This window comes from Exiguobacterium sp. QJM3NY_9, from assembly GCF_056173545.1.
Map to the genome: position 1 here is coordinate 2,642,476 of NZ_CM149679.1, position 13,760 is coordinate 2,656,235.

Consider the following 13,760-nt stretch of genomic DNA (forward strand, 5'->3'; position numbering starts at 1 on the left):
AACCGTCCTCTTTCAAAAAAAATCTCAAATCGCGGATTACTTTCCACGGTTCAGGATTTTTTAATACAGGCTTTTACGAAGACCGCCTACTTATTTACATATCAAGCGTCTTAATAAACGCTCTCAGTTCGTCACGCATCTCAGCGTCTTTGAGGGCATACTCAATCGTTGTCTTGACGAAGCCAAGCTTCTCTCCGACGTCATAGCGGCTTCCTTCGAAGTCATACGCATAGACCTGGCTGTCCGCATTCAATCGTTCGATTGCGTCCGTCAATTGAATTTCGCCGCCAGCGCCTTCTTCTTGATCCGCCAAATAATCAAAGATATCCGGTGTCAGAACGTAACGGCCCATGATTGCGAGATTCGAAGGGGCTGTTCCCGGGGCCGGTTTCTCGACGAACTGGTTGACTTCATAAATCCGACCGTCTTTTTTGTTCGGATCGATGATGCCGTAGCGGTGGGTATCCTGCGTACGGACCTCCTGCACGCCGATAACGGATTTTTCCGTTTGTTCGTATACATCCATCAATTGTTTAATTGCCGGTGTATCCGATTCAACGATGTCGTCACCGAGCAGGACCGCAAACGGTTCATTGCCGATAAATTGTTTTGCCGTCAAAATTGCATGTCCGAGACCTTTTTGCTCTTTTTGACGGACATAGAAAATGTTCGCAAGATTTGTCGAGAACTGGACTTTCTCAAGCAAATCAAATTTGCCGGATTGCTCGAGCGTGATTTCGAGTTCTTTTTGGTTGTCAAAATGATCTTCGATTGCCCGTTTATGTTTCCCGGTCACGATAATGATATCTTCGATGCCAGCTTTTGCGGCTTCCTCGACGATGTACTGAATCGTCGGCTTATCTAAGATTGGTAACATCTCTTTTGGCATTGCTTTTGTTGCCGGTAAAAAACGTGTTCCGAGTCCAGCTGCCGGAATGATTGCTTTTGTGATTTTTTTCATGTTTCCCCATCCTCTTTTACGTTACGTGATTGATTTAGCTTTGCAGTTCTTAGAGTAGACGACCTTATTTACCAAAATCAGGCGAGAATACGCCCACTTCTAAACGATCCGGGTGAAGCCCGAGTGAAAGTGGGAGATGAATCGCCACCCTCTCTTGCGGGTATATCCTTTGTAAGGAGGTGAACATCATGTTGACACACAAGGCCTACAAATTCAGAATCTATCCGACAAAAGAGCAGGAAATCCTGATCGCGAAGACCATTGGTTGTTCACACTTCGTCTTCAACCACTTCTTAGCGAAGTGGGATGAGATGTATAAAGCGACAGGGAAAAGGCTGTCCTACGGGTCTTGCTCGAAAGAACTCCCGTTGTTGAAGCAGGAGTTCGACTGGTTGAAAGAAGTCGATAGCACGTCTGTTCAAACGAGCGTCAAACATCTTGCTGATGCCTTTGACCGCTTCTTCAAGAAGCAGAACGAACGACCCCACTTCAAGTCGAAGCGGAACCCGGTCCAATCGTATAAGACCAATATTCAAAGGAAATCTCAACTTCCCGAAGCCTCTATAATCGGGAGCAAGTTAGAACTCCCGAAGTTGCAATGGGTGCGTTTCGCCAACTCGAGGCAGGTCGTCGGACGCATCTTGAACGCGACCATACGGCGTAACGCTTCAGGAAAATACTTCGTCTCCCTGCTCGTCGAGCAGGATAGCAACGAAATGCCGCAGACGGGCTCATCCGTCGGCGTCGATGTCGGACTCAAGAACTTCGCCATCCTGTCGGACGGCACGGTATACAAGAACGACCGTTACTTCCGTTCGCTTGAGAAAAAGCTGGCGCGCGAGCAACGCAAGCTTTCTCGTCGTCAACGGTTGGCCTTGGACAAAAAAGTAAAACTTTCCGAGGCGAAGAACTATCAGAAGTAGAAGCGGAAGGTCGCCCGCATCCACGAGAAGATCGCGAACAAGCGAACCGATTTCCTGCACAAGGGATCGACCGAGATCGTCAAAAACCACGACGTCATCGGGATCGAGACCTTGCAGGTGAAGAACATGCAGAAGAATCGCAAGTTGAGCAAGTCCATCTCCGAGGTCAGTTGGTCGGAGTTCTTCCGCATGCTCGGATACAAGGCGGAATGGTACGGGAAGACCGTCGTGAAAGTCGGCAAGACCTTCGCCTCTAGTCAACTGTGCTCCCGTTGCGGACATCAACACAAAGACGTGAAACATCTTGGCTTGCGTGAATGGACATGCCCGAGTTGCGGCATCCACCACGACCGGGATGTGAACGCAGGACTGAACCTCAAACAAGAAGCTGAACGCATCCTAGCTTCTTCAACCGTCGGGACGACGGGGTTAGCCTGATCAATTTTCGACCGTTAGGTCGGATCACTCAGGAATCCTCCACCTCTAAGCGAAGCGTAGGTGGAGGTAGTTCAAGGACGACTGTCTCAAGATAAAGTATCTCGTTTGTCTGGAGGTCCCGAAGAGCTGGACCATTGCTTGCGAAAATGCGTCCTGTCGTTTACTAGTACAAGGTAACCGTTTTCGCCGTGCGAATGATCTCGCGAGGACCGTATTTGACGTTATATGAGATGACGGGACAGCCTACTTTGATACTCTTCATGACTGTCAAACCGAGCCCCTCGAATTCACTTGTCAACATCGACGATTTCGATTCACTAAAAACTTCCGCCGGGTTCGCCGTAAAGCTCGAATCTCGACATTGTCCTGTAAGCCGGCCTCTTTTATCAGTTCTTTCATCATCGCGATTTGTCCCTGTTCATCCATCCCGTACAAGACAAGCTTCGTCGTGTGACCGGACTGTTTAAAGATAGCGTAACTCTTGATCAGATGATCCATTTTTTTTGCAGACCAAAGCGGCCCATAAAACAGAACTGGTTCTTGATGTGATTGCGGTGATGATCCTGTTCCGGCACGATAAGGTGTGGTTGACATATAAAATCCATCAGCTTTTATATCGAACATAGAAAAAAGCGAACACCATGGTATCGTAATTGTTGTCTAAACAAATCACGATTGGGGTTTCGCCTTGTCCTGACAGTTTATCAAATTAATTCTTCCGCTTCCATCCCTTTTTCAAATCCAAATGTCGTCCGATGAAGGACTGCACGTATTTTCTGTTATTCCCGATATACATGACATTCATTGTCCGCTTTGCAGAAAAAAAGACCATCCTAGTCGTCACTTTCAGCAAGGTCATGCTTGGGGAATTGGTGCCTTGTGGATCGAACGGTATCATGTCAGAAATGCCCTTCTTGTAACTTAACGTTCGTATATGACTACGGACTCAAACTCGTCCACACTTCTACCAAAGTTTTCCGAAAAAGCATCACGAAACGATGCCATATCCAAACGATTTCATACTTCACGCGCGTGAACTATGAAATCCATTGTACGATTGTACGACCATAAAAAGGTGGTTTTACCAGTACGTTTTAGTGGATATCGTCGGACAGTCGACACACCTCCTCGTCAGCGCGTTCGCCACGAGAAAAAAGCATCAATGGGACATTCATTCCTGATGCAAAGGTTAGATATCTTGTGTCAATCGTTCCGGGCCATGACGCATCAGCGATTTCGGCTGCACTTTAAGGCGTACTGTGAGATATTCGTTCTGTCGTCAGTGATTTTCAACTGCGATGGCGAAGACACCTAATAGTGTATTCCTTAAGGGTAAACTTATCAAGCGTCGTGGTTATGGCTATCGAAATCTCGAACGATTCTTTTGGAAATTGTGCCTCGAGCTTGGTCGTTAAATAGCAACCACACGTTATGATGATGTGCAAAAAAAAGTCTAGTATATTGTTTAACAATTAAGATGATTCCTTAAGCTATAATTTATCGAAGCAGAAATCTACGACAATGGAATCTAAAGGCTGGTCGCTACTCTTGAAAAAAATATGCTGGATTTAGTAAAATAAATCTTTTCAAGCCTCTTTAAAATATAGACAACCCAGTCAGCTTGACGGATGCTTATGTGCATGAGATTATTTCTTTTTTATAATGCCATTAGGCCTTTTTTAGTCATCTTAACCACTAGAATAGATGTGATACTTTTTCAGCCAAATTTTGTGAGAAATTTAATGATCTAACTTTGATTTTCATGGAACTTACTGTATGGTTGAATATGTCACACTTTATATTTTAAGAGCGCCAGAGCAATCATTCCGGTGCTTGCGATAAATGAAAGGAATGAATACCGTCAACATGAAAATCACATGTCACGATCATACGTTTTTTATAGAAGGACTAGCCAACCAACAATTGTTTTTGAAAACTGAAGAAAAGGTGCTTGAAGTCAAGAAAACAGAAAATACTTTCACCTTAACCATGGAAGAACTCCTCGAATTTTTTAAAGTTAAAAACCATCCTTTAAAATTTATCGACGAGAACGGACAGACGCTTCAGTTCGCTTCTATCACGGAGCCGGTTGAAATGGCAGACAACAGTTATTTAAAAAAGGGAAAACATAAATATTTCATTTATATTGATCAAGAAGATGAGTTATGTTTGATCTATAATAAAAAGCCGTCCATCATGCACTTCTACAACAGAGATGTGGATTTTAACGGCATGGTCGCTCAGGATGATAAAGTCATTTTCAAGTTTTCTTTCCATTCCAAATACTTCCAAGTCAATCAACCGAAATGTTTCATCAAAATCAGAAATCAAGAATACATCGATTCGTTGGCAATTGAACGCTTTTCCGTCACACCCGTGGATGCCCGTTATTACAAAACAGAAGTAGAAGCGAGCCTCAGCAAAGAACAAATCCATCAAATACTAGGTGATGGATTCTCCTATGAAACATTTAATCCGAGCATTTATGACCTTTCATTCGGCTTTACGATTAAAGAAATGACGATTTCCGCTTTCACACCTCGGATCAAATATTTTAAAACCAATCCGGAATTGTTGAACGATGAACACTGGGTTCCATTCAATGAATCGCATCATTTCTTGGTCCGACCGTATTCGACGTTACATGAAGCTCTCTCCCTTCGGATTATCCCGATTCCGACTGAGACCTATGAATACTACACACAACCGGAACGTCCACTGGTCCAGATTGATCCGGCGAAGAAAACAATTGTCTGTTTCGAGTATCCGGATAAGGCCCAAGATAACGGAATGATTTTCTTTAAGTTTTTGGTCGATCGTTATAAAAAAAGATTTAACGTGTTTTATATCGTCACCGAAACCAGTACAGATTTAAAAAACTTGGTCGGATATGAGCAGCATGTCATTTTTTATAAGTCACCGGAAAATATCGAAGTCGTCCGAAAAGCCGACATCTTATGCCATACTCACTCTTCCCATTACGTTTTACCGTTCGCGACATATAAAATGGAAGAACTCGCTTACGCTAAACAAAAAATCTTTTTACAACACGGGATCATCGGATCAAAAGATGTCAGCGCCGTCTATGGAAAAAAAGAACCGAATCCATTTACAGATTTGTTTGTCGTCTCTTCCGAGCGTGAGAAGCAACTGATCGCACGCGATTATGGATTTGAAGAAAATGAAATCATCGTCACCGGCTTAGCACGCTTTGATCACTTGATCAATGAACGGACCCGGTTTGTAAAACGTTACTTAAACCGGAAGAAGATTTTGTTCATGCCGACATGGCGTCCTAAAGTCGAGAACTATAAAGACGAACAGTTCATCGAAACCGACTACTATCAGGAGTTCCAAAGTTTGATTACGGACCCTGCCTTACAGGCGATGCACGAACAGGGCGGATATGAAATCTCGTTTTATTTGCACCGTAACTTCCAAAAGTTCAATCATCTGTTCAAGTCCGATTTCGTGAAAGTACTGCGTCAAGAAGATCAGACAGTGAAGGACTTGCTTGAAATCAACCATGTCTTAGTTACGGATTATTCAAGCGTTGGTTTAGATTTCTCATTGATGCACAAAAAAGTCATCTATTACCGTCCTGAGACGCTTCTAGGAGACGACAATGCCGGCGAATCGGTCGATTTGTTACCTGGAGATGTCATCGAGACACGAGAAGCACTGTTGGCTTCTTTACGCGAACCGAATATGCCCGTTAAATTCAAAAGTAAGTTACAACACATCTATCCATACAAGGATAAAAAAGCAAGCCGACGGATTTTTAAAGCGATGGAAGAACATTTCAGTTTATAAGTCTTGCGTTAGAATCGACACGTATCATTCTCATACCGACAAAAGCTCTCTCGCCAATGAACTGCCCCATAAAAGTTGGACATGAAAATTCAACTTTTATGGGGTGTTTTTTATGGTCAAATATACGAAGGCGTTTAAAGTCCAGGTCGCTGAGCGTTATCTGACGGGACGAGACGGATACCAAGGTGTGGCGAAAGAATTCGGGATAGCGCGTGAACTGATCCGTGAGTGGTCACGTCTCTATGAACGTTGGGGGGAGACGATCTTCGATCCTTCCTATACAACCCACACGCCGACATTTAAGCTGGAGGTATTAAATGACATGGCGACCAATGTGCTGTCCCGCATGGCGGCGGCTATGAAATACCGAATCTTCTCCCCAGGGATGATCTCGAACTGGCGATCAACGTATGAACAGGAAGCGGTCGAGGGTCTGGTCGCCAGACCGAAAGGACGTGCCCCGATGGTGAGACGCAAGAAGAATCCTGAAGAGATGACGGAGGTTGAGAAGCTCAAGGAGCGAATCGAGTACCTCGAGATGGAGAATGCTGCGTTAAAAAAATTGAGAGCCTTGGTTCAAGAAAAGAACGCGCGACGAACCGGATCAAGGCGCAAGTGATCGACAAGTTGCGGACGATCTACCCCGTCCCGGGACTCCTCCGTGTGCTCGGTATGGCCCTAAGCGTCTACTACTATTGGCGGACGCGCCTGACGGGCGAAGACAAGTATGCAGAGGTAAAGGCAGCCATCCCATACCCTCTTCCACGAACACGAGGGGCGATGTGGCTATCGTCACATCCACGCACTCCTCGAACGCCAGGGCTTCCGGCACGACCCGAAGACCATACGCCGTCTCATGGACGAGCTCGGGCTCAAGTACCTCATTCGTTTGAAGCGATACCGCTCCTATAAGGGGCGGGCGGGAAGGTCGCGCCTAACCTTCTCCAACGGGACTTCAAGACCTCCGGCCTGAACCAGAAATGGGTGACCGACGTCACTGAGTTTCATCTTTTCGGGGAGAAGCTCTACCTCTCGCCGATGATTGATTTGGGAAACCGTGAAATCATTGCCTATACCATGTCGGACCGTCCCACATACTAATTCGTCGGCGAAATGTTGGACCAAGCAATCGGAAGGCTCGACGGGGAAGCCCGACCAATCCTCCATTCCGACCAAGGTTGGCACTATCAATACCGAGCGTTCATCGATACGCTCCACGAGCACGGCATCACGCAAAGTATGTCCCGTAAGGGAAACTGTCTCGACAACGCAGCCATCGAAAGCTTCTTCGCCGTGCTCAAGTCAGAGCTCCTATATCTCAAGGAGTTCGATGACATGGACCACTTCAAATGTGAGCTCAAGCGTTATATCGAGTACTATAACCATTGTCGTATTAAGAGACGACTAAAAAACCTGAGCCCGGTGGAATACCGGACTCAGGTCCTCAAGGTCGCCTGACGAATTATTTATTGTCTAACTTTTTTGGTTCAGTTCAAAGTAGACAGTTTTTGTTATTTCAACTGCCTACTTTTTGGGGAGCATATCACATATAACAATTGAGGTGTTTTTACTTTTTAATGGTAATCATTCAGCTCTATTTTTTTCGTATACCTGCCTGCATGAATGCATACCTAGAGACTTCGTTCCGTTCGAAAAAGCTATAAAAACCCTTAGATCCATCCGATACTTAACTAACATCAACACACCCCAAATGACCAGCTGAAGTTTTCGCTAGCTTTCCAATCGAGTTTCGGGTATAACGCAGTCGTTGATTTCGTACTACATGATCCTTCGATCGACAAACCAAATAAAGGAGCTGCTACATATGATTGTTTTTTACAATAACCGTTTCTCTCCACGCCAGGTCATTTCCGATGAACGCATGTCCCATTACTTAGCACAAGCAAATCAACTAGGTGAAACAATTGCTTGTTTTACGATTGAGGACGTGGATTTTGATTCCGCCACCATTCAAGCAGAGGTCTATGAAGGCGAATGGGTTGCTAAAACAATTCCTTTTCCTAATCTACTTCTGAATGAAAAATGTGTCATTCCCCAATCTGCGACCAATCCAGACAAAGACCTGCGTCTCCAAAAAGAAATCCCTTGCTTCTTCCACTTGATCGATAACAAATGGGTGCTCCAACAAAAATTAGAAGAGACCGGATCATGGAAGTCTTTACTCATCCCGACTACGACACTCGTCCATTTTGACGAATTTTTAGAACATCTGAAGCGGGAAAAAATCCTTGTCTTGAAACCGACGAATGAAGCGAAGGGACGCGGAATCTATAAAGTCACCAAAGCAGCAGGTCTCGGATATGATGTGACGATTCAAGATGAACGACAGACCTATTCGTATCAACAACTCAAGTCATTTATCAATCAATTGATTCAACAAGGCAATTACATCGTCCAACCGTTCATTCAATCGCAGACGCCTGACGGAGAAACGTTCCACTTACGTACACACCTCATCCGTGATACGTCCGGACAATGGATTGTGTTATCAACCATCGTCGACGTAGCTAAAAAAGGTTGCTTCATCACGAACTATAGTGGATATAAAAACGAACGTGCTGAACAATTTTTACACGAATTATCTCCTGAAGGCGATTTGCTATTCACACATCTGATTGAACAAAGCCTGTTGCTCGCCCGAGACATCGATGCGCTGTATCCATTCACATTACCTGAACTCGCACTCGATTTCGCACTCGATGAAACATACACACTTCGTTTCTTCGAAGCCAACACAGGACCTGAAGTGGTTGCGTTTAAGGAAGAACGAGAGGCACGGAGAGCGCAAGAATTGATTCCATTCGCTCATAATGTCGCAACTGCCATCGCCCCGATTCCAAAAGAACAACGGTATGGTCGATATTTTAAGGTCGGACAATAAGTTACATGAATTTCGAAATGATCGACGCTCGAGAAGCGTCGGTCATTTTTTGTCATGGAATAGATTCACTTTATGAATGATTAGTCGGATTGACTGACCTGACCTATACAGAGTCATTCTTCTATCAAAAGTGATTCATTTCGTTACGCCATGTAGTCCATAAGCAATTGTTGTATCCATCGGAATCATAGGTGGGTTGCTTTCCGAATGATCGAACAGATGCGTCTCCATCCCGACTTCCTCACCAGACAGTTTCTTGGTTCAAATGATGAATCCCATTCATTTATTTATCACACTCTTTCTTTACACACGTAAAAAAAAGCACTCACTCCGAGTAGGAATGAATGCTCTCTAAAAAGTCACACAAGGAAATAATATATATTTGAAATCCAATAAAAAAACCTCCCTATGCATTTCACATAAGGAGGTCCAACTCACAAACAAGTAGTCACAAAGAGAGGATTGTTCTACATGTCGATGTTTTTTATTAAGGTGTAACAGTAACTTCTGTGAATACTTGTGAAGATTTAGCGTTACGCGCAGCATCTTCAATTGTGTTCACGATTGATACTGAAGCTGGCGTAGCACTTGTAGCTGAACCATCCGCTTTAAGTTTCAATGTAACAGTAGCACCTGAAACAGCGATTTCCTCAACAACTCGACCTGCAACAGTAAAGTCAGAATCTTGAACTGAAGGAGCATAGAGTGCTTCAGAGAATGTTACTGTGAGTGTATCTTTATCATCAGCTTCTACACCATTAGCAAACGCAGCGCCAGTGATTTCTGGAGCATATTTGTCATCAGCTTTAAGGTCTGCAAACTTAACAAGAAGTCCGTCGTTGTTTTTAGCTTGAGTAGTCGTAGCTGAGTCTACAGTGACACCTGTAGCATCATACGGAAGTTTCTCAGAAACTGTTAACGTGAGGACTGATTTACCAGACTCGATAGAGTTAACGATGTTAGTCACTGCCTCATTATTTACAGTGAAGTCTCCGACAACAGCGTTTGTAATCACTTCACCAAAGTATACTTTTACAGTATGCATTCCAGTAACTACTGCTGAATCAGCAGCGATAGTAGATTGTGCACTTGCTACAGTTACATCAGAGAAGAAGTTAGCAGTAAGGTTACCCGCAGCATCAACTACGCGTCCAACACGGATTGTCTTCGTAGCTGGCGCAGCACCTGTGACAGCTGAGAAGTCAAGGATGACGGCTTTATTACCATCGACTGCAGTAACTGTTACTTTAGAATCAAGATCAGCACCATCGAATTTGTATTTCGCTTTATCAGTGATCGAAGCAGCATTCATTGCTTCACTGAATTTAATTTTTACTTTTTTGTCTCCAGCAAGAAGATCTGCATCAGGATTTACTGTAGGAGCGACCATATCGTTGACGTAGAATGTACGAGCGACTTCAGCAAGCTTGTTGCCAGAAGCATCTGCAATGTCTTTAACAACTACTTTGTAGTTTCCGCCAGCAAGATCAGCTGTTGTCAATGTTACAGTTTTCTTATCAGTTCCTAATGTAGCAGTAGCTGCGACAACTTTGTTATCAGCATCAGTAAGAACGATGTTACCTGCTTTAGTAACAGTAGTAGCATCTACTTCTTCACTCAACTTGAGTTCGATTGTAGTTTTTGATTTACCTTCTACAGAAACAAGCGTTGGTGCTTCTTTATCAGCAGCGTAGACTGCAGACAATTCAGTAGCAGCAAACTTGTTACCCCATTTATCTTGTACCATTGTTCCTTTTTCATCAGCATATCCAACGAAGAACTTCACTTGACCTTCAGGGAAGACTGCACCCTTGAAGTCTACTACGATTGTGTCTTTAGTTCCTGATTTTACAGAAGTCACAGCTTCAGCTTTGTAACCATTTCCGCCTTTGACAGTGTGGAAGATCTCAAGGTTGCCTAAAGTTGTATCGTTAAGTTCTTTATCGAACTTGATTTCAATTGAATGGTTATCAAGAACTTTTGAAATCATAGCTGTTGGAGCCATAACGTCCGTTTGGTAAACGAATGTTTTTGTGACTGAATCGATTTTGAATCCAGCGTAGTCTGCTCCGCCTACAACTTCAAGCGTGTGTGAAGAACCGTTTGCTGGATCGATACCGATTGTAAGATCAGCATAGTCGTTTCCTTCAGTGAAGTCTGTTGAAACGATAGCAGTTTGACCATTGTTGAGTTTGAATGTTGGAGCATCTTTCAATGGCTCAGAGAAGTTTACGCGGATAACGCGTGGTGCAACAACTTCAATCGATCCAGTCATCGGAGCAACAACATCGATGAAACGAACGTCTTTTTCGACTGTGTCGATTGAAGCGCTTGTAGCTGTCTTAACGTTCTTGACAGTAAGTTTAGCATCAGTCGATTGATCTTTTTTAGAGAAAGTTAGAAGAGCCGTATCTTTACCAGTTAATTCAACAGAAGCTGGGTTTACAGCTGTAGCAGAACCAATTTTCAATTCATAGTTAGCGATAGCTTCAGCAGATGTCTTATCAAGCTCTTTGTTGAATTTAACTTCAACTTGTGCAAGGTTAATCGCCTTAACTTCTTTAACCATTGGTGCTTCAACTACGAATTCTTTAGCGCGTGAAGTAACTTCTCCGATTTTGATTGAGAAAGCGTGTGTTCCAGCTGGAAGTACTGCTGATTTCGCCATGAATTTGCCGTCTTTAAATTCAGCTTCAACAGTCATCGCTTTTGAAGTGTCTTTTCCAGGGTAAACAAGAAGGGCAACTTTAGCGTCTTTCGCTGGGTATTTCACGTCAGCAGATACTGAAAGCATGTCGTCTTTCACTTCGTTTTTAACGTTCGTGATTTGAGCAGACTTCACATCGTAGCCAATTGTGCCTTTGATTGAAGAGTTAGTGCCCATGTAGTTATAAGAAATTTTCATTGCGCCGACTTTGTCAGTTGGTACAGCTGAAAGGTTGAATGATTTGATTGAACGTGCAACGACTTTACCGTCTTTATATTTCACGTCGATTGTTGATGGAAGTTTAACTGCTTCGCCGACAGCGACAGGAGCAAGTTTCGGCTCGATGACATCAATTGGGTAGTTGTTCAATTTGACTTTGATTGTTGTTTTCATCGAAGTCCCTGCAACTGTACCAGTGAGTGTTTGGTATTTACCAACGAGCTTCGCATCGTAAGAAATTTTAGTCCATTTAACTGAACGGTTTTCGTATTTCTTGTTTGAAAGCAATACTTTTACTGTTTTCGGAAGTGAAAGTTTTTTCACTGCGAATGTGTAACCACCGTAATGTGTGATTGATTTAGGTGCTGCGATTGATTTAACTGTGACTTTCGTTGCAGCATCCGCCGTAAGACCTGGTGCTACTGCTGAAGCTGTAACTGCGAGTGCAGCTGCTGCTGCATAAATTTTATTCGATTTCTTCGTGCTCATGTGTGAAAATCCTCCCTTAAGTAAACTGCTAGTTGACGTGACGACATTACTCCAATAAAGACAAAAGACAAACTACAGGATCCCCTTCATCTGATTTCTTTTTCCATCCATTCAAAACGACTTTACAATTATACCCTTATACATTTCAATTGGATTTCAATAACAAGTCAGATAAAGGAAGAAAAATTATGTCCTGACGAATTTGATAATTAGAGTATAAAGTTTATATTTTTTGTAAATATATTACTTTTTAATACCTCCGAAATATGTATTCGTCATTTCATAAAGTTTATCGACACCTGATACTCCAATGTTTAACGGTTTTTAAAAAATAAACCGCTTTTCTTGAATTTGCAGGTTAATCCCACTGTTTTCCAGTTGTCTCGACCTACAACAATAAATATACAGAAAGATTCCCGAATCAACAAGTATTATTTTGTAATAAATATGCAATATTACGGGTTATGTTAAAATTTTTTACATGGTGCATTATGTAAAATCAATTTCTGGTTTCCTATTTATTAAAAAAAGTCATTTTTTCGACAAAAAACGACATAGTTGTCAATTCTTTTGTCGACTTGTTTTTTATCAGAAAACGATGAATAAGTTCTTCTTTTGTCTATCATTTTTCAAAAATCGCTATTTCGGACAAAAGTCTGACTTCTTTTTTACACCTTTTTTAATGCTCGGCTATGACTTTTGACGGATGTATGTCCTCCAGTCGTCCTGCCTCAATTTCGTCAAGCGTGATGTCCTTGTCCTGCCCGTCCCGTCACACGACGTAATCCACAAAAAGAGACTGGACCTGATGATCGGTCCAGTCTCTTGTCTCATCAGAGAAAAACATGTCACGTACTAGCGACTGTCTTCACTTATTGTTCGCTTGCGGTCAACGCCTCGACGAATGCCTCTCGTCCGAACATATGCGTCCGGTCCGCCACGACTTCGATTTGATCCGCCTGCCGTCTCAGGCGGACCGGTAGCCCGGTGCCGATCCAGTCCAGTTGCTGCTGCAGGCGCGACCGGGCCCGTCCGTCCTGCGCGCGCTCGGCTTTGATGAACTGGCAGATATACTGGAGGACGTAGCCGAACCCGAACTCGATCGGAATCCGGAGCTCGACGCTGTCGTCCGTCACCCGAATCACCCCCGCGCCGTAATGAATCGCCCGCGACCACTCCTCGTCAACATGTTTCTCCCACCCGTTCTTCAACGGTACGGTCTCAAGCTTTCCTTTAGGTCCACTCGGTTGCACAGTGAAATACTCAATTTTCATCATCCGTCTCCTCCACAAAAAAATAGGATGAACC

Annotated in this window: 8 protein-coding genes and 3 pseudogenes; 6 read left to right on the forward strand and 5 right to left on the reverse strand. The window is 43.6% G+C overall.

Annotated features, from left to right (window positions below; genetic code table 11):
• Positions 1–94: 94 nt before the first annotated feature.
• Positions 95–961 (reverse strand): UTP--glucose-1-phosphate uridylyltransferase GalU, encoded by an 867-nt coding sequence (gene galU, locus AC0VYQ_RS13420; protein ID WP_475403780.1) that lies wholly within the window; start codon positions 959–961, stop codon positions 95–97.
• A gap of 188 nt (positions 962–1,149) precedes the next feature.
• Between galU and tnpB the strand changes: the two are divergent.
• Positions 1,150–2,322 (forward strand): annotated as a pseudogene (gene tnpB / locus AC0VYQ_RS13425) (IS200/IS605 family element RNA-guided endonuclease TnpB).
• Between the two features lie 163 nt (positions 2,323–2,485).
• Here the strand turns inward: tnpB and AC0VYQ_RS13430 are convergent.
• Both AC0VYQ_RS13430 and AC0VYQ_RS13435 read right to left on the reverse strand, forming a co-directional pair.
• Complete coding sequence (locus AC0VYQ_RS13430) at positions 2,486–2,623, reverse strand: glycosyltransferase (RefSeq protein WP_475403781.1); 138 nt, start codon at positions 2,621–2,623, stop codon at positions 2,486–2,488.
• Positions 2,617–2,916, reverse strand: coding sequence for a glycosyltransferase (locus tag AC0VYQ_RS13435; RefSeq protein WP_475403782.1), 300 nt, complete (start codon positions 2,914–2,916; stop codon positions 2,617–2,619). Before AC0VYQ_RS13435 ends, AC0VYQ_RS13430 begins: the two co-directional genes overlap by 7 nt.
• Before the next feature lie 1,272 nt (positions 2,917–4,188).
• On the opposite strand from AC0VYQ_RS13435, the gene AC0VYQ_RS13440 reads away from it, so the two are divergent.
• The 5 genes and pseudogenes from AC0VYQ_RS13440 (at position 4,189) to AC0VYQ_RS13460 (ending at position 9,037) form a co-directional block, all read left to right on the forward strand.
• On the forward strand, positions 4,189–6,135 hold the full coding sequence (locus AC0VYQ_RS13440; protein WP_475403783.1) for a CDP-glycerol glycerophosphotransferase family protein: 1,947 nt from the start codon (positions 4,189–4,191) through the stop codon (positions 6,133–6,135).
• A 112-nt stretch (positions 6,136–6,247) separates the two neighbouring features.
• A complete protein-coding gene (locus tag AC0VYQ_RS13445; protein WP_475403784.1) occupies positions 6,248–6,754 on the forward strand; it encodes a helix-turn-helix domain-containing protein in 507 nt (168 codons plus the stop codon).
• A gap of 150 nt (positions 6,755–6,904) precedes the next feature.
• Positions 6,905–7,108, forward strand: a pseudogene (locus AC0VYQ_RS13450) (IS3 family transposase); the annotation flags it as partial.
• Between the two features lie 11 nt (positions 7,109–7,119).
• Positions 7,120–7,593 (forward strand): annotated as a pseudogene (locus AC0VYQ_RS13455) (IS3 family transposase).
• A gap of 367 nt (positions 7,594–7,960) precedes the next feature.
• Positions 7,961–9,037 carry a YheC/YheD family protein gene (locus tag AC0VYQ_RS13460; protein WP_475403785.1) on the forward strand — a complete coding sequence of 359 codons (1,077 nt, stop codon included), beginning with the start codon at positions 7,961–7,963 and terminating at the stop codon, positions 9,035–9,037.
• 487 nt (positions 9,038–9,524) lie between these two features.
• On the opposite strand, the gene AC0VYQ_RS13465 is transcribed toward AC0VYQ_RS13460, so the two are convergent.
• Complete coding sequence (locus tag AC0VYQ_RS13465) at positions 9,525–12,452, reverse strand: Ig-like domain-containing domain (RefSeq protein ID WP_475403786.1); 2,928 nt, start codon at positions 12,450–12,452, stop codon at positions 9,525–9,527.
• Between the two features lie 872 nt (positions 12,453–13,324).
• Entirely contained in the window at positions 13,325–13,729 is a 405-nt protein-coding gene (locus AC0VYQ_RS13470) for a hypothetical protein (protein WP_475403787.1), read from the reverse strand.
• Between the last annotated feature and the right edge of the window lie 31 nt (positions 13,730–13,760).